Raw genomic sequence first — 16,392 nt, 5'->3', positions numbered from 1 at the left:
TACCATCGACGAATGGCGCTGGCGCCGCATGCACGCGTATCGTTTTGCGGTTTGCGTGCTGCCTTGCAGTTCCGGGGTCGCTCGTATCCCGTGCCCATGGGTTCATCGCGCAGGATTCCCACGGAAAGCACAGGAGCATGAGATGAAGGTTCGCCGCCAAGCGCGCAAACGGGTTCTGGTTGGTGGATGCGCGATGGCCGCGCTGTGTGGCGTAGCGGGCAGCGCGATGGCGCAGTCATCCGTCACGCTATACGGCCGGCTCAACACGGCGCTGGAATACGCCTGGATCAGCGGCGGCGACAATGCCGGCTCCGGCGCGCGCATGACGAACAATCGGTCTGTGTTCGGCCTGCGCGGCGAAGAGGACCTGGGCAACGGCCTGTCCGCGATCTTCCAGATTGAAAGCGGCATTGCGCTGAACACCGGGCAAGGCGAGATCGCCAGCCGGAACACGCGCCTGGGGCTGGCGTCGCCCTACGGCACGTTCTTTCTGGGCAATTGGCACACGGCCTACACCGAGTCGACCATGAAGATGGATCCGTACTATCCCACCACGGCGGGATACATGGCGCTGATGGGCAACGGCTCGGCGTCCAGCACGGGCAATATCGAAAACACCAGTTCCTTCGACCGGCGCCAGAAGAACTCGCTGCATTACCGGTCCGCCGAATGGAACGGCTTGAGCGCGGGGTTCACGTGGGGCCTGCCGCAGGAACGGATGACGACCCCGCGCGACCCGCAGCTGTTCTCGTGGTCTGCTAGCTACAAGGAAGGGCCGTTGTCGCTGGTGGCCGCGTACGAACTCCACAAGAACTACCAGCTTGCCGATTCGCACGACGACGCCTTCAAGCTGGGCGCCTCATATGCGTTTCCGACCACCACGATCAATCTGGTCTTCGAGCAGCTGCGCTACCAGACGGCCACCGGCGATCTGCGCCGCAAGGGCTATTACGTGTCCGTGGTGCAGAAACTGGGCACCGGCAGCCTCAACGCATCCGTCGGGTACGCCGCCAATGGCACCGGGCCGTCCACGCAACGGGTGGGCTATGTGCGAAGCGGCGAGAAGACCGGCGCGGTCCAGTACACGATCGGCTATGAGCAGCCTTTGTCCAAGCGCACGTCCGTGTATACGTACTATTCGAAGATCAAGAACCGCTCGAACGCGGCCTACGACTTTGCCATCAACGACCTGGGCGTGACCGCCGGCGCCAGCCCGCAGACGATTGCGCTGGGGCTGCGGCATAACTTCTGACCCTGGCGGGGATTAACGATTCGTTAATCCTTGCCTCGCTATAGTCGCGCTCGTCAGCCGGCGCGGACCCTGTCAACGGGCCCCGCGCTGCAACAGCGCGAATAATCATGAGCCGGTTGTCGATCACAACAAAGGCGAATGATGAATCTTGCAGCCATGAAAGTGAGGTCCCGCCTCGCTATCGGTTTCCTCTTCCTGGTCCTGGCGTTGGTGGTGCTTGGCGCCCTGTCGCTGTATGCGGTGAAGACGCTGGACAAGGCGATGTCCGACATCGTGTCCGTCAACAACCAGCAATTGAAGCTGGCGCTTCAGATGCGGGATCTGGTGCAGAGCCGCGCCATCGTGGTGCGCAACATCGTGCTGCAGACGGACGCTCAGGCCGTGGCGAACGAGATCACCCGGTCGCAGGACATGGCGGCGCAATACCGCGAAGCCAGCGAGCGGCTCGCGCGGATGTTTGCCGAGGACCAAGGGACGCTTCCCGCGGAAACCGACCTGTTCGCCGCCGCGCGGCGCGCGGAGCAGGAGGCGACGCCGATCTACATGCGCGCCCTCGAGGCCGGGCGGCAGAACAATGCGCAGGAAGCCGCCAGGATCCTGCGTGAAGAGCTGCGTCCCAAGCAGGACGCCTGGCTCGACCAGTTGATGGCGCTTGCCAACCTGGAATCCAGACTCAGCGACGAATCGGCCGCGCAGGCCGCGCAGACGTCGGCAAGCCTGCGCAATGCAATCATCGTGATCATGGCGATCGCCGTGCTGGCCGGTGTGCTGTCGGCGTGGCTGGTCACGCGCAGCATCCTCCGTCAGCTTGGCGGCGAGCCCGCCGATGCGCAGAAGCTGGCCGGCGCCATTGCCAGCGGCGACCTCACGACGGCGCTCACGCTGGACGGACGCGATCGGTCGAGCCTGATGTATTCGCTGGAGACGATGCGGATGCAGTTGGCGACGACGGTGGGCACCATCATCAGCGCGGCGGAGTCCATCTCGACGGCGTCCGCCCAGATTGCCGAAGGCAACGCGGACCTTTCCCAACGCACCGAGGAACAGGCCGCCTCGCTGGAAGAAACGGCTGCCAGCATCGAGGAAATGACCTCGACCGTGCGGATGAACCAGGACAACGCGGCAAGCGGCAGCAGTCTTGCCGTGGACTGCAGCCAGCTCACGGGTGAAGCGGGCCGCGTGGTCGGCCAGGTGGTGGACGCGATCGGCGCGATCTCGACCGATGCCGAGCGCGTCGGCGAGATCGTGTCGGTGATCGACAGCATCGCGTTCCAGACGAACATTCTTGCGCTGAATGCGGCGGTGGAGGCCGCGCGGGCCGGCGAACAGGGCCGGGGCTTCGCGGTGGTGGCCACCGAAGTGCGCGCGCTGGCGCAACGCAGCGCGACGGCGGCCAAGGAGATCAAGGGCTTGATCGAGAACTCCAAGCGCGCCGTGCAAGGCGGCGAGGCGCTGGCGGCCACTGCGGGCGAGCAGATGCAGAAGGTGCTGGACGCGGTGGCCAGGCTGAAAGAGGTGACGGTGGAAATCGCCTCGGCCTCGGCGGAGCAGACCAGCGGCATCGAACAGGTGAACGTGGCGGTGTCGCAGATGGACACGATGACGCAGCAGAACGCGGCGCTGGTCGAGGAATCGGCGGCGGCGGCTGGGGCGATGGCCACGCAGGCGAAGGAGCTGCTGCAGGCGGTGGCGCGCTTCAAGACGGAGCGGCGCTCCGTGGCGGCGCATCCGGGGGCGCGCTACGAGCCGCTGGCGCTGGCCGCGCCTGCCCACGCTTGAGCCGGCGGCTGACCTTTTATGATGCGGCACGCGCGGCAAGCACGCCGCGCCGCGCAGAGGCTGCCAAGGCCCACAGAGGGGATCACGGATATGCGGGTGCTGTTGGTCGAGGACGACGCGATGTTCGCGGACGCATTGACGCTGGCCCTGGAGGAACTGGACTTTGCGGTGACGCTGGTGCAGCAAGCCGACGCCGCCAAGGTGCTGCTCCTGGAACATGCCTTCACGATCGTGCTGCTCGATATCGGCCTGCATCGCGGGTCGGGCCTGGACGTGCTGCGCTTTGTGCGCCGGCGCGGTGACGCGGTGCCGGTGATCTTGATCACCGCGCGGGATGCCTTGAGCGACCGTATCAAGGGACTGGATCTGGGCGCTGACGATTACGTCATCAAGCCGTTTGAGCCCACGGAACTCTTTGCACGCATGCGCGCGTTGCTCCGGCGCAGCGGCGCGTCGGGCGACAAGGTGCTGGCCTGGCGTCACGTGAAGCTGGACCCGGGGCGCCGCGAGGCCTTCGTCGACGATGTGCCGACCCGACTGTCGGAGCAGGAGTTCCGCACGCTGGAGATGCTGGTGAGGCACCCAGACCGGCTCGTGTCCACGGAAGAGCTGCGCGCGCATCTCTACGGCGCCGGCCGCCCCGGCGAGAGCAATACGATCGCCGTGTTCATCCACGCCCTGCGGCGAAAGCTGGGCAAGGACGCCATCGAAAACGTGCACGGCCAAGGCTATCGCCTGGCCCGGGATGGCGGCTGATGCGGCGGGTCACGAATTCGATGCGCGCGCAGATTCTGCTGGGCATTTTCAGCGCGCTGCTGGTGTCGTGGCTGGTGCAGTTTGGCCTGTATTGGAACAGCCTGACGCGGACCGAGTCCGGGGCGCGCGATCACGAGCTGAACGCGGTGGTCGACAGCGTCGCGTTCTTTCTGGCGATGGTGCCGGTGACGCAGGACATCCGCCGGGACCTGCCGGTGCCCGCCTTCCTGTTGCGCCAGTCCATCGGCAAGACCGAGATCCAGGTGTGGGACCGCGTGACGAATCGGCTGGTGCTGGCGTCGACGGACGCGCCCCGGACGCGGATGGCGCAGGCCAATTCCATCGGGTTCTCGTGCGTCGACTTTGGCGGCGACACCTGGCGCGTCTATGCGGGACTGGACGAGACGGCCCGCTTCGAGATCGTTGCCGCGACGCCGACGCGCGCGTTCTATGCGGGGCTGGCCGACCGGTTTGAGTTGGGCTCGATCATCACGCTGCTGATGTTTGCCGGGATCGGCAGCGTCACGATGTTCGTGGTCTGCCGCTCGACGCGCAAGCTGGGCCGTGCGGGCAAGGACATTGCGCAGGCCAGCGTGACCGACGGCGTGACCGTTGACGAGCTGACCGTGCCCGCCGAAGTGGGGCCCTTGATACGGGCCATCAACGAGCGCCAGCGGCGGGTGGTGACGCTTATCGAGAACGAGCGGCGATTCATCGGCGACGCTGCCCACGAGCTGCGCACGCCGCTGGCGGTGCTGGCCGTCTACGCGGACACGGCGTATCGCGTCAACGATCCCGTGAAGGCGAAGATGCTGATGCAGAAGATCGCCGAGACGACCCGCCGCAGCGCGCGGATCGTCGAGCAGTTGCTGGACCTGGCGCGCACCGACAGGAACGACATCCTGCTTGAGCCGGTGAACCTTGCTGCGGTGGTGGGCTTCGTCCTGCGGGACATGCAGGGCTCGTTCGTCCATCGCGGCCAGCAGCTCACCGTGGATGCCGTTCCGGGCCAGATCCTGGGTCAGGTCGATGCGCTGGGCATCCTGGTGCGCAATCTGCTGGACAACGCCGGCCGGTACAGCGGCGACGGCAGCGAGATCAGGGTGGCGTTGCAGTGGGCGGCGGACAGCGTTACGTTGGTGGTATCGGACAACGGCCCCGGAATCACTCCGCTGCTGCGCGAGCGGATCTTTGACCCGTTCTACCGCGGTCCGGGCGCGCCAAGCCACGGCAGCGGGCTCGGGTTGGCCCTGGTGGCAAGAATCGCCCGCTCGCACCATGCGCGCGTCACCGTGGCGGATGGCGCCGACGGACGTGGCGTGTGCCTGAACGTGACGTTTCCGCTGCCTGGGGCGATGGCCGGCGCCTCGCCCGCCTGAGGGGGGAAAGAGCATGGACACGCCAGATTCCGGCGGGAAAACCAAGCCACCGTTTGACGCGTTGCGCGCCTACCTGCTGGCGGCCCAAAGCCGGGACGAGTTGCAGCGGATACGCCAGCTTGCACAGCGCAATGGCGGATTGAAGCGGTCGGTGGAGCGGCTGGCGACGGCGCGAGGCGCGGCGGGCAAAGTGCCGGATCAGACGTGGTGGAAGCTTGTGCTGCGGGATTCACGCGGCGCAACATCTTAAGAGATGTCGCAGTCCTGCCGTTAACGCTAAGCCGATTTTTTCGAAATGCCTGCTCCATCAAATTTTTGAATACCGCATATGCCCGTCCGCACCAAGCCGTTTACTCAGGCCTGTCCTCAATGCAATTGGTCCAAGACGTCCGCGCCGGTCAGTGACGTGCTGATAGCGGGGCGCGACATTGCCACGCAGTGTCCGCGTTGCGGTGCGAAAGCGTTGAAGATCCATGAGGCTTCCGCATTCGCGGTGTTAATCAGCCGGGTGAAACGCCTGCTGGCCTGAGGGCGCGCGCCGTCCGTTCAATTAATCACGAAGTTGATGGCTGCTGCATCAGTCGTGTCATTTTGTGACCCGTTTCCGTGCAAATTGCGCGCCGCCAAACCACGTTTGCCGGGCGAGGGATGGTATCCAAAAGCCCCCTGATAGTGCTTTGAGATGGTATCCGCAATCAAAAAATAAATACTTCGGATAACCCGTGTGCACACTCGCCTACGAATATCGGTCGTATGCCGTAGACCTATTTTGATAATTAACGGGATATAACCCCGTTTATTAACGGGGACGTAAAAAGAACCGTTATACAGTGCCTCCTTTTTTCGAGAGCTGACCCTAAATTCACGCCGGCTGCATTATTACTTGCCGATACTTTTTAAACATATCGGTAATGTGTGAAAGGAAGCTCGATTAATCCGGAGGATTGAAGTTTTGGCATACGGCACAAAAAAGTGGCTGACGGCGACGCTCGCCTTGAGCGCGACCTATGTGGGGAACGTCACCGCTGCGGACTTGACCATCGGGTCGGGCAATACGCAGGTGTTTGACGGGTCGGCCAACTTTCCCGGCGGCATTGATGTCAACGGCGGCACGGCGGTTATCGGCGGTAATGGCGGCGGTGCGGGCGTGGCGATCGGCGGCAACGTCAATGCCATGTCGAACGGCACGGTGGCGGGTTTCGGGTCGATCGGTGGCGATTTGAACGTGACGGGAAATTCTCGCGTTGCGCCGGGTTATTGGGTGGACACGCCCACCGGCGTTTCCAACGGCAATCTCGTGGTGAATGGCAACCTGTCGATCAACAATGGCGTCTTTGATTTTGAAACCGGCTATGCCGGACTGCCCATCACGCAACCCGGCACGGGCGACAACATCACCGTGGGCGGCAACGTTGCCCTGAACAACGCGACGTTGAACGTGAAGGTCAGCACGCACGGGGTCAACGCGGGCTTTTACCGCATCATGTCGTACGGCGGCACGTTGAGCGGCAGCGGCCTGACACTGGGCACGGTCTCCGGCGACTCGGTGCCGGCCGCGACGATCCAGACGCTGACCGGCGACAAGCACATCAACCTGGTCCTGGGCCCCAGCACGACCAACCTGTGGAACGGCAACGGCGTGGCCTCGGCGGCCAACGCGGGTGGCGGCAGCGGCACGTGGACCGCGGCGAGCGGCAACTGGAGCAGCCCGACCAACGCCACCGGCGCCCTGCCCAGCGGCGGCTACGCGATCTTCACGGGCGCGGCGGGTACGGTCACCGTGGACGGCAGCGCCGGTCCGGTGCGCGTGTCGGGCCTGCAGTTCGCCACGGACCGGTATCGCCTGCAAGGCGCGCCGATCACGCTGGCGGGCACCGGCGGCAACCCGCCCGTGATCGTCGTGGGCGACGGCACGTATGCGGCCGGCAGGTTCGTCGACATCATCGACAACCCGCTGCAAGGCACGGAAGGTTTTGTGAAGACCGGCGTCGGCTCCATCATCCTGAACGGCGACAGCAGCAACCTGACCGGTCCCATCTTCATCGCCGATGGCGCACTGGAGATCAACGGCAAGCTGAACGGCCCGATGGATATCGGCCGCGAGGTGGTGCTGGCAGGTATCGGCCAGGTGGGCAGCACGACCCTGTACCCCACGGCGGTGATTTCGCCGGGTAACGACGGCACGCCGATGGGCACGCTGACGGTGAACGGCAACCTCAACTTCGGCCAGGACACGATCTATCGCGTGCACGCCGATCCGACCAGCACGCTGAGCGACCGCATCCACGTGACCGGCGTGGCAACGCTGGATGGCACGGTCGCGCACGTGGGTCCCAATGGCAACTACGCGCCGCGCACGACGTACAACATCCTGACGGCGGACGGCGGCATTCAAGGTCGTTTCACGGGCGTGTCGAGCAACTACGCGTTCCTGACCCCGTCGCTCAGCTATGACGCGAAGAACGCGTTCATGACGCTCTCGCGCAATGACGTGCCGATCGGCAGCGTGGGCGGTTCGGAGAACGAAACGAACGTGGGCGGTGCGCTGGATCAGGAAGCGCCGCCTGCGAGCGGTAATGGTTCGGCGCCCGCGGGCAATGGATCGGGCTCCACGGGCAACGGTTCGGCTTCCGCAGGCAATGGCTCCGCCTCGGCGGGTAATGGCTCGGCATCTGCCGGCAATGGTTCCGCACCGGCGGGCGAAGGCTCGGCATCGACGGGCAACGGTTCCGCAACGACGGGCAATGGTTCGGCAACGGCCGGCACCGGCAGCGAATCCGCGCCGGTCGTCGCGCAACCCGCCGCGCCCGGCGCCGACTCGTCGCTGATCGCCAGCGGCAACGGCGCAGGCAAGACGACTGGCGCGAGCCAGGTGACGGCGGCTGTGCTGGCCATGTCGCCCGAGCAGGCGCGCGCGGCCTTGAAGCAACTGTCCGGCGAAGCGTACGCCAGCACCGGCAGCGTGTTGCAAGGCCAGGGTGACGCGGTGACCACGTTGCCGCTGTCGCATCTGCGCGGCAATCTGGATGCGCCGATGCGCGCGGGCCGGCCGACCGCGCAATTGGGCGCTTCGTCGTCCGACGCGCTGCCGCAAAGCGGCGCGTCGCCGATCTGGGCGCAGGCCTTCGGCAACTGGAGCACCTTCGGCGGCGACGGCAATGCGTCCACGGTGCATCAGTCCGCGGGCGGTCTCTTTGTCGGCGGTGACGGCGACGTGGGCGGCGGTTGGCGCCTGGGCGGCGCGGTCGGCTACACCGGCAGCCACAACTCGATCTCCGACGTGTCGTCGCGCATGAGCGTGGACAGCTACACCGCAACGGTCTTCGGCGGCAAGAACTTCGAAGCCGGTCCGGGACATGTGCGCTTCATGGTGGGCGCGGCATATACCTGGCACGAGATCGATTCCAAGCGCAACGTGGCGGCGGGCAGCCTGAACCAGCGCCTCGAGTCGTCCTATAACGCGTCCTCGACGCAGGTGTTCACGGAACTGGGCTACAAGCTGCCGCTGGGCGACGCCTACGCCATCGAACCCTTTGCCGGCGTGGCATGGAACCAGGTCCGCACGCGCGACTTCCAGGAGACGGGCGGCAGTGCGGCCCTGCGTGGCGAAGGCAGCAACGACGACGTGACGAGCACCACGCTGGGCCTGCGCGGCGCCATGCTGATCGGCACCGACAGCGCGCCGGGCCGCCTGACGGCCACGGTGGGCTGGCGCCATGCGATGGGCGATGTCAAACCCACGCAAAAGCTGGCTTTCGAGGGCGGCAGCACGTTCACGGTGTCGGGCGTGCCGATCGCGCAGAATGCGGCCGTGCTGGGCTTGGGCGCCGAAGTGGCGATCACGCGCAACACGACGGCTGGTGTGGCGTACGACGCGCAGTTTGGCGGCGGCAACCGTCAGCAGTCGGGCATGTTCAAACTGATGACGCGCTTCTAAGCCGCATGGTGCGGGGCCGGTTCATGCCGATGCCAGAACGGCAACGGGCATGAATCCGGCTTGTCCTTTGAACACGCCACGCGCTGAGGGCAGGGTCTTGCGGCCGCCCTCAGCGCGTTTTCTTTTGGGCTTCCGTCTTCGGCATACTGGCCGGCAACGGCAGCCCTTCCGCTCTGGCCAGCCGTTCCATCGCGACTTCCAGAATGGCGCGCGCCTGTCCCGCGGCGCGGCCCAGGTCGCTGTGCAGTTGCGCGTCGTCTTCGTTGCGGGACGCGCACTGGACGCTGTAGCGTTCAAAGCTTCCCACCATCAGCAACAGGTCGGCCAGGTGCTTCGGGCATTCGCAGGCTAGGCCGCTGCCGGACGCCATGATGGTCAAGAGCGCAGGCTCGTCAAAGCGCAGCTCCAGCGTCGGCGGCTGCGGCGCGGTGGGCAGCCGCTCGCCCGCCAGCGCCGAACGGCACAACTGCAGCAGCTCGCCGGTGTCCGCGGGAACGCGTGCCGCCAGGCAGCCGTGCGCACGCAACGCGCGGATCGTCGCGCTGGCGCAGAACCGGTAAAGCACCACGACGGCAGCTTCGCCGCATGCCTGCGCGGCGGCCACGATCAGCGGCAAGGCGCTCTCGTGCAGCTCGGACTGTTCGATTACCAGCACCTCGACGCGGGCGTCCTGCGGTGCGAGTGCGACCTGTTCGAGGTGGGGCCAGCTGTGCTGGACGATCACGTCCAGTCCATCGCGCCCGCTGCCGGCGATGCGCCGCGCCAGGTTGGCGCCGACCACGCCCAGTCTTAGCGGCCCCTGCGCCTTGGGCTGGCGCGCGGCGGCGCCGGCCAGTTCCTGCAGCTGATCCACGGACATGGGCGCGAGCACGCCGATGGCGTGGCCCTGATCGACCAGTTGCTTGAGCAGGCTGAGCCGGCGGACCTGTTCGGCGGAATACAACCGCTGGCCGCGCGCGGAGCGTTCGGCGCCCGACAGGTCGTAGCGGCGTTCCCAGACGCGCAGGGTCTCGGGCGACAGCCCCGCCAGACGCGCTGCAACGCCGCTGCGGTAGGTGACGCGGCCGTCGTCCGATTGCTTGGATTCCATGGTTTTCAATGACCCGAGATTGAACCGATATGTTTTGATAATAGCGGTTCAAAACGTGGACGAGAAGCCATCTGGCGCGTAAATTTTCTCCTCAAGCGGTTCACTTTCCGTGTCAACGCCGCTTTGTGCAACCCCGCTTCTTGCGGATATTCACGGGACAAGGAGTCAATCATGAAACGTCTTCTGGCAGGAATTTCGCTCACCCTGGCGCTGGGCACCGCGCAGGCCGCCGACATCGTCGACACCGCCAAATCCGCGGGGTCGTTCAACACCCTGGTGACCGCCGTGCAGGCCGCCGGCTTGGTGGATACGCTGAAGGGCCCCGGTCCGTTCACCGTCTTTGCGCCGACCGATGAGGCCTTTGCCAAGGTGCCGAAGGACAAGCTCGATGCGTTGCTGAAGGACAAGGCGGCGCTGACCAAGGTCCTGACCTATCACGTCGTGCCGGGCAAGGTGATGGCCAAGGACGTGAAGGCGGGCCAGGTCAAAACCGTTCAAGGCAGCCCGCTGACGGTGACGGTCAACGGCGGGACGGTCATGGTGGATAACGCGAAGGTCGTGAAGACCGACGTGGTGGCGGACAACGGCGTCATCCACGTCATCGACACCGTGCTGATGCCGAAGTAAGCAGGCTGCAACGAGAGGGCTGCAATGAGTGGCCTGCAATGAGCAGGCTGCAACGATGTCGGCCTTGGTAGGCCACCGTGACGGTGCGTGGCCTACCTTTTTTGCTTCAGGCTCACGAACGTTGTGCCTGCTGGCAAGCAGGCACGGTAGCAGGTTCGCCGCGCTGCGTGCCTGGCGGCTCGGGCCGTTGCCATATCCACACCAGCACCGCCACCATCGTCAGGCACAGCGGCCAGACGACCCACGGATGGGGAATGGTGCGTGTCATCACGACCATACAGACCGTCATCGACACCGTGGCCATGACCTTGGCGCGGCGCGTGACCATGCGGCCGTTGTGCCAGTTGTGCAGCATCGGGCCGAACCAGCGGTGCTCATGCAGCCAGCGATGCAAACGCGGTGAGCTGCGTGCGGCGGCCCAGGAGGCCAGCAGGACGAATTCGGTGCTGGGCAGGCCGGGGATGAAGACGCCGGCGACGGCAAGCGCGATGCTGATGACGGCGAGCGCCAGATACAGCGCCCGCACCCACGGTTTGCGAGGCGTCATGCGCCGAGTTCGAAGTGCCGTTCGAGCAATGCGCCGAAACGGTCATAGGCCGCGTTGGCGCCTGCGATGACGGCGTCGTGCGTCGCGGGGTCGAGCGTGTCGCTGTCCAGCGAGGCCACAAAGCGGCGCCACACGGTGGCGCGGCCATCGGGGTAGGCGGCAAGGTTGCGCGCGCCGAAGTCGGCCGACAGACCCAGGTCGGATTGCGCCTGCTTGAACAGGAAGGCGGCGCCCAGGGTCGAGCCTTCGGACACGTACAGCCAGCCCAGTGCTTCGGGCATGGTCACGCCAATGCTGGCGATGCCGTCTTCGGGGGCGGCTGCGCCCAGGTCGCGCAGGTCGGCGAGCGAGGCGTCTTCGCGACCGCGTGCTTCCAGGTCAGGCACCGCCTGCTTGACGGCGTCGTCCTGGAACAGGAATTCGACGTCGCGCTGGAAGAGGTATTGCGCGGCGACGAAGCGGGCATAGGCGTCGCGGCTGGCGAACGGTGCGCCGCGCTCCATGAGCCGGTGCATGCGTTCGTGCTGCGCCGCGGTTTCGTGCTTCAGGCGCTGCGACAGCGAGGGACGTTCGAGGGTTTCGGTGGTCATCGTCGGTGTGGGTGATGGGTGAAGGCGATCCATCGGTGATGGATGATGATGAGTCTTATTATTCCCCGGGGCTTGCCGAATGACACGTTAAAGATGCTTAAGAAATGTGCCGCTTCAAAAGCCGGTTTCGCGTACCAGCAACGCCGCGCCGCGCCGCCATGCGCGCAGCAGCAGGCTTTCGGCATCGCCTTCAATGACGGCCGTGCCGCGCATGGCTTGCAGGCGCGGCATGGTGGCGTTGGACGCATCCGCAGGCCGCAGGATCACGCGATACACCGCGCGTTCCGGCACGAGGCCCTGCGACTCGGGGTCGGGCCGGGCCTCGCCGCGCGGCGCCTGCATGGCGGGCACGGCGCCGCCATGCGTGGAGCTGAGTTCGGGCGCGGCGGCCAGACGCCGCGTGGCCGTGGCGGCGATGTCGGACACGACCAGCGCGACGGCGGCCTCGCCGGGATCTTCGGACAGAAAGCGCGCGTGCCCGCCGGTCCGCAGCCGGTGCAGATCCTCTTCGGACGCATAGGCTTGCACGACCGCCTCTGACGGGTCGGCCAGCGACGCCAGCCATTCGCCTTCGGCGATCCATTCTCCTGCCGCGAGAGGTTCGGCCAGTTCCGCGACGATGCCGTCGAACGGCGCGCGGATCGTGAGCTGCTGGCGTTGGCGAGACAGCACTTCGAGGCGTTCGCGTGCCGCCAGCAGTTCACCGGCGGCAACCGGCACGGCGGCGGCGGTGTCGCGGGTCATGGCCTGGAATGACTGCTGCCATTGCAGCACCTGGATGCGGCGCGTCAGCGAAGCGATCTCGTGGGTCATGTCGGGCGCGTCCAGCACGAACAGCGTCGCGCCGGCGCTGACCGCCTGTCCAGCGTGTACGTCGATGCGCTGAATGCGGGCGCCGGCGGGCGCGACGATGCGGGCCTGCTGCGCGGCGTGCATCAGGGCGGGGGCCTCGATGCGCGTGCGCCACGGCACGACGGCGGCCAGCACGCCGATGAGCGCTATGCCCGCGGTGATGCGGCTGCGCCGGTTCCAGCCGCCGCCAGGTCGGCTTGTCAGGCGCTCGCGCCAGGCGCGAAGTTCGGTGTAGATGGGCTTCAGCACGAACGCCACGATCTCGATGGCGAACAGCACGAGGCCCAATATTTTGAAAGCCATGTGATACACCAGCAGGGCGATGCCCAGGAACAGAAAGAAGCGGTAGATCCAGACACAGAAGGCGTAGGTGATAAGCGTGCGCTCGCGCCACGGCGCGAAGACTTCGGGCCGCGCATCGCCCAGCCCGAACAGCCACTCGCGCAATTTCCATCGCGCCAGCGCGAAGGATCGGTTCTGCAGGTTGGGCACGTTCAGGGCGTCGGTCAGAAGAAAGTACCCGTCAAAGCGCATCAGCGGATTGAGGTTGACGGCCAGCGTCAGCAGCCAGGTGGTCGTGGCCAGCGTGAACGCCGCGCTGCGCAGCACGCCATCGGGCAGGAAGCTCCAGGCCAGCGTGGCCCACGCGGCCAGCGCGGTTTCGGCCAGCATGCCCGCGGCGCCGATGGACATACGTTTGCGGCGGCTGGACAGCCGCCACGCGCCCGAACTGTCGGTGTACAGCACCGGCCACATCACCATGAACGCCACGCCCATGGTGGCCACCCGGCAGCCGTGATGCTTGGCCGCGTACGCGTGGCCAAGTTCATGCAGCACCTTGGCCGCGCCCAGCGTGACGGCGGCGGCCAGCGCGCCTTCCAGCGTGAAGAAATGCAGGAACGTGTGGAGAAACTGGTCCCACTGGCGCGCCGCGAGAAAAAGTCCAAGCACGCCCGCAGCCACCGTCAGCCGCAGGAAGGCGCGCGACAGAAACAGGCGCCGCACGGCGGGCAGCGTGCGCGTCAGGAACGCGTCGGGCCGCACCAGCGGAATGCGAAAGAACAGGTACTGGTGCATCAGGCTTTTAAGCCAGTGGCTGCTGCGGCGCGCGTTCGCCTCCTTGGCGTAGCGGGCGATGGCGTCCGGGCCGCGCAGTTGCACGAGGCTGTTGGCCTGCAGGAACTTGGCAAAGTCCTCGACGTCGTCCGCGCTGAGGTCCAGCGTGGTTTCGCCGGCCGCGGCATTTGCGATTGCGTCGGCGCTGCCCAGGCGCCAGCGCGCCAGCATCTCGGCTTCCGCCCAGCCGATCTGGAAGAACAAGCCACGGCCCGGGTCCTCCAGCGTCCACGCCGGCGAGCCGTCGTGGTTGGGCGGCGCGCGATGCAGCAGCAGCTCTTCGCGCAGCGCGGGCAGCGCGCCGCTTACAGTCCCAGCCATACGCGCAGCGTCGCCAGGGGTTTGCGCAGCAGGTAGCCGTAGAGCGGCGTGGATTCGCCGTACAGCTTGGCGGTGCCTTTCAGGCCGACGCGCGGCTGCGTGGCGAGTGCCTCGTCGGTGAGGCGGGCGCGCACGCGATAAGCCATGGCGCCTTCGGCGGTGGGCGCGGCGCGGTAGCCCACCCGCAACAGCGTGGCGGACAAGGGATCGGCCGGCGCGGTGTTCAGAAAGAGCCGGATCGGCGCCTCGGCCGGCAGCGCAATCGCGTCGCCCACGGGCAGGTGGATTTCCAGCTCGACGTCCGCGGGGTCGGCCACCATCATGATGCGTTCGCCCAGCGCCACGGGCTTGCCAATCCAGTCGGCCGGGTCATCGAACAGCACAATGCCGTCACGCTCGGCGCGTAGCTGTGTGCGCGCCACCGCCTTGGCATAGAAGTCCAGGTCGCTCGCGGCCTGTGCGCGCTTGCCTTGTGCGAGCGCCAGCGTGGCCTTGCTGCGGTCATCGACCAGCGCCTGCTGCTGGTTCTGCCGCAGTTCGGCGTCCGCAACTGCCAGCGCCTGGCGTGCGCTCTCCAGACGCCCTTCCAGATCGCGCACGTCCAGCGCGGCCAGCAGTTGTCCTTTCTCGACGGGCTGGTTGGGTGTGACGGCGATCTGGTCGACCACGCCCTGCAGCGGCGCGCGCACGGCCATGGGCGCGCGCGCCACGACTTCGGCCGGGGCAAGCACTGACTGGCGAACCGGCACGAACATCAGCCCGATGACCGCCGCGCCCAGCGCCAGCCACCAGCGCGTGCGGCGGTCTCCATGGCGCAGGCGGCCCCACCAGGTGGCCGCGCGGCCCGTGCGCTGCGTGGGCGCCAGCGCGCGCCATGCGTGGGCGTAGGCGTCCGCCAGCAGACCCAGCACGGCGATCTGCGCACCCGTCCACGGCGTATCGCGCCATAAGGCAAGCAGGCCGTCGCCTCCCTTTGCATCGCCCTGGGGCAGGCGCAGCAACAGGCCGTGGCCTGGCAGATGCTCCGCCCACATCGGGTGCTCGTCGGGCGTCGGGGCAAAGGGACCGCTTGCGCCCTCGCGCGCGCGGCTGGCCAGCAGGCCGGCCAGCCACACGGTATAGGGTGCGTTGGGGTCCGGCACCGCCAGGCCCGACAGCGCGGAAATGACCCCGTCGCCACCGGCGCCCGGCAGCCACAGCGCCGCCTGCCGGTATGGCGCCAGCGCATGCGTGTCGTTGACCATCAGGAACGCCAGCGCCTGCGTGTCCGCGCAGGCGCGCGCGTGCTTTTCCAGCTGGAGCAGCGCGGCCAGCAGGTTCTCTCGTGTAGCGGTGTCCGTCACGGTGTTCCCGAGGCGGGGAGGTCGACGCGGACGCTGCCGCTCATGCCGGGCAGCAGTTCGGCGGCGGTGTTCTGCGCGTCAGCGAGGCGGCCGATGATCTTTACCGACTGGCTGACCGGGTCCACAGCGCCCGCGATGTGCGAGACCGAGGCTTCGTACGTGCGGCCCGTTTCATCGACGGTCACGCGCAGCGGCGAACCGGGCTTGAGCCACGCCAGCCAGCGCGACGGCACGATCGCTTCCAGTTCGAAGGCGGAGTCGTCGTAGATGCTGACGAGCTTCTCGCCTTCGGCCACGCTTTCCGCGGCGCGCGCATAGGTTTCGCCGACCCGGCCGGCGAACGGCGCGGCAATGGCGCAGCGGTCCACGAGCACCCTTTCGGCGCTGCTCTCGGCGCGGGCCACGGCGACGGCCGCGCGTGCCTGCTCGACGTCGGAACGGCTGATGGAGCGCAGCGCCTCCAGTTGCTCGGCGACCGCCTGCTTCTTGCGCGCGGCCGATTCGGCCAGCACGGCGCGTTCCAGCCGGGCGCGGTTCAGGGCGCAGTCGTAGGCGACGAGCACGTCGCCCTTCTTGAACCGGTCGCCTTCCCGGAACGGCAGGGTTTCGATCTTGCCGGACAGGCTGCTGGAAATCACCGCGCGCCGCGCGGCCACCAGTTGGGCGCGGGCGGTGTCGGCCGCCGGGGCCGTCATGGGTGCGGGCGGCGGGGTTTGCGCGGCGGCGCCGGCCGACACGGCCAGACCCGCGGCCAGCAGCAGACGCGCGCCGCGCCGCGATACGGAGGCTTGCAGAATCGGCAT

The 16,392-nt window shown here is 66.9% G+C and carries 14 protein-coding genes; 7 read left to right on the top strand and 7 right to left on the bottom strand.

What is annotated here, in order from left to right; all coding sequences use genetic code 11:
* The first annotated feature begins 142 nt into the window (after positions 1-142).
* The 6 genes from ASD71_RS15090 to ASD71_RS15065 all read left to right on the top strand — a co-directional run bounded on the left by ASD71_RS15090 (position 143) and on the right by ASD71_RS15065 (position 9,103).
* Positions 143-1,252 (top strand): porin, encoded by a 1,110-nt coding sequence (locus ASD71_RS15090; protein ID WP_056565377.1) that lies wholly within the window; start codon positions 143-145, stop codon positions 1,250-1,252.
* A 156-nt stretch (positions 1,253-1,408) separates the two neighbouring features.
* Positions 1,409-3,031, top strand: coding sequence for a methyl-accepting chemotaxis protein (locus ASD71_RS15085; RefSeq protein ID WP_056566948.1), 1,623 nt, complete (start codon positions 1,409-1,411; stop codon positions 3,029-3,031).
* A gap of 90 nt (positions 3,032-3,121) precedes the next feature.
* Positions 3,122-3,787, top strand: a complete 666-nt coding sequence (locus ASD71_RS15080; RefSeq protein ID WP_056565374.1) for a response regulator transcription factor — start codon at positions 3,122-3,124, stop codon at positions 3,785-3,787.
* Positions 3,788-3,807: 20 nt separating this feature from the next.
* Positions 3,808-5,166: a sensor histidine kinase KdpD gene (locus ASD71_RS15075; protein WP_162253559.1), complete on the top strand. Its 1,359-nt coding sequence runs from the start codon at positions 3,808-3,810 to the stop codon at positions 5,164-5,166.
* A gap of 13 nt (positions 5,167-5,179) precedes the next feature.
* Positions 5,180-5,416: a hypothetical protein gene (locus ASD71_RS15070; RefSeq protein WP_056565367.1), complete on the top strand. Its 237-nt coding sequence runs from the start codon at positions 5,180-5,182 to the stop codon at positions 5,414-5,416.
* Between the two features lie 702 nt (positions 5,417-6,118).
* Positions 6,119-9,103, top strand: coding sequence for an autotransporter domain-containing protein (locus ASD71_RS15065; RefSeq protein ID WP_056565364.1), 2,985 nt, complete (start codon positions 6,119-6,121; stop codon positions 9,101-9,103).
* Between the two features lie 109 nt (positions 9,104-9,212).
* On the opposite strand, the gene ASD71_RS15060 is transcribed toward ASD71_RS15065, so the two are convergent.
* Positions 9,213-10,193 (bottom strand): MerR family transcriptional regulator, encoded by a 981-nt coding sequence (locus ASD71_RS15060; protein WP_056565361.1) that lies wholly within the window; start codon positions 10,191-10,193, stop codon positions 9,213-9,215.
* A gap of 5 nt (positions 10,194-10,198) precedes the next feature.
* Entirely contained in the window at positions 10,199-10,366 is a 168-nt protein-coding gene (locus ASD71_RS28005) for a hypothetical protein (protein WP_156395147.1), read from the bottom strand.
* On the opposite strand from ASD71_RS28005, the gene ASD71_RS15055 reads away from it, so the two are divergent.
* Positions 10,365-10,820, top strand: coding sequence for a fasciclin domain-containing protein (locus ASD71_RS15055; protein WP_056565359.1), 456 nt, complete (start codon positions 10,365-10,367; stop codon positions 10,818-10,820). The two genes, ASD71_RS28005 and ASD71_RS15055, sit on opposite strands and share 2 nt — an antisense overlap.
* A gap of 112 nt (positions 10,821-10,932) precedes the next feature.
* On the opposite strand, the gene ASD71_RS15050 is transcribed toward ASD71_RS15055, so the two are convergent.
* The 5 genes from ASD71_RS15050 to ASD71_RS15030 all read right to left on the bottom strand — a co-directional run bounded on the left by ASD71_RS15050 (position 10,933) and on the right by ASD71_RS15030 (position 16,392).
* Positions 10,933-11,367: a YbaN family protein gene (locus tag ASD71_RS15050; RefSeq protein ID WP_056565356.1), complete on the bottom strand. Its 435-nt coding sequence runs from the start codon at positions 11,365-11,367 to the stop codon at positions 10,933-10,935.
* On the bottom strand, positions 11,364-11,957 hold the full coding sequence (locus tag ASD71_RS15045) for a biliverdin-producing heme oxygenase (RefSeq protein WP_056565353.1): 594 nt from the start codon (positions 11,955-11,957) through the stop codon (positions 11,364-11,366). The genes ASD71_RS15050 and ASD71_RS15045 overlap by 4 nt, the downstream gene beginning before the upstream one ends.
* 114 nt (positions 11,958-12,071) lie before the next feature.
* Positions 12,072-14,246, bottom strand: coding sequence for an HlyD family efflux transporter periplasmic adaptor subunit (locus ASD71_RS15040; protein WP_056565350.1), 2,175 nt, complete (start codon positions 14,244-14,246; stop codon positions 12,072-12,074).
* On the bottom strand, positions 14,231-15,589 hold the full coding sequence (locus ASD71_RS15035; RefSeq protein ID WP_056565347.1) for an efflux RND transporter periplasmic adaptor subunit: 1,359 nt from the start codon (positions 15,587-15,589) through the stop codon (positions 14,231-14,233). Before ASD71_RS15035 ends, ASD71_RS15040 begins: the two co-directional genes overlap by 16 nt.
* The gene (locus ASD71_RS15030; RefSeq protein WP_056565344.1) at positions 15,586-16,392 is read right to left on the bottom strand and encodes an efflux RND transporter periplasmic adaptor subunit; all 807 of its coding nucleotides are present in this window, start codon (positions 16,390-16,392) and stop codon (positions 15,586-15,588) included. The genes ASD71_RS15035 and ASD71_RS15030 overlap by 4 nt, the downstream gene beginning before the upstream one ends.

The sequence above is a fragment of the Achromobacter sp. Root565 genome (assembly GCF_001427425.1).
GTDB lineage: Bacteria > Pseudomonadota > Gammaproteobacteria > Burkholderiales > Burkholderiaceae_B > Achromobacter > Achromobacter spanius_D.
The sequence above is the reverse complement of the archived record's forward strand: the minus strand, read 5'-3'. Positions and strand labels throughout refer to the sequence as shown.

What these genes read in the sequence shown, in the direction of transcription:
- ASD71_RS15090 (WP_056565377.1), top strand. Translation starts at nt 143, where the DNA reads ATGAAGGTTCGCCGCCAAGCGCGCAAACGGGTTCTGGTTGGTGGATGC.
- ASD71_RS15085 (WP_056566948.1), top strand. Translation starts at nt 1,409, where the DNA reads ATGAAAGTGAGGTCCCGCCTCGCTATCGGTTTCCTCTTCCTGGTCCTG.
- ASD71_RS15080 (WP_056565374.1), top strand. Translation starts at nt 3,122, where the DNA reads ATGCGGGTGCTGTTGGTCGAGGACGACGCGATGTTCGCGGACGCATTG.
- ASD71_RS15075 (WP_162253559.1), top strand. Translation starts at nt 3,808, where the DNA reads ATGCGCGCGCAGATTCTGCTGGGCATTTTCAGCGCGCTGCTGGTGTCG.
- ASD71_RS15070 (WP_056565367.1), top strand. Translation starts at nt 5,180, where the DNA reads ATGGACACGCCAGATTCCGGCGGGAAAACCAAGCCACCGTTTGACGCG.
- ASD71_RS15060 (WP_056565361.1), bottom strand. Translation starts at nt 10,193, where the DNA reads ATGGAATCCAAGCAATCGGACGACGGCCGCGTCACCTACCGCAGCGGC.
- ASD71_RS15055 (WP_056565359.1), top strand. Translation starts at nt 10,365, where the DNA reads ATGAAACGTCTTCTGGCAGGAATTTCGCTCACCCTGGCGCTGGGCACC.
- ASD71_RS28005 (WP_156395147.1), bottom strand. Translation starts at nt 10,366, where the DNA reads ATGATTGACTCCTTGTCCCGTGAATATCCGCAAGAAGCGGGGTTGCAC.
- ASD71_RS15050 (WP_056565356.1), bottom strand. Translation starts at nt 11,367, where the DNA reads ATGACGCCTCGCAAACCGTGGGTGCGGGCGCTGTATCTGGCGCTCGCC.
- ASD71_RS15045 (WP_056565353.1), bottom strand. Translation starts at nt 11,957, where the DNA reads ATGACCACCGAAACCCTCGAACGTCCCTCGCTGTCGCAGCGCCTGAAG.
- ASD71_RS15040 (WP_056565350.1), bottom strand. Translation starts at nt 14,246, where the DNA reads ATGGCTGGGACTGTAAGCGGCGCGCTGCCCGCGCTGCGCGAAGAGCTG.
- ASD71_RS15030 (WP_056565344.1), bottom strand. Translation starts at nt 16,392, where the DNA reads ATGCCGATTCTGCAAGCCTCCGTATCGCGGCGCGGCGCGCGTCTGCTG.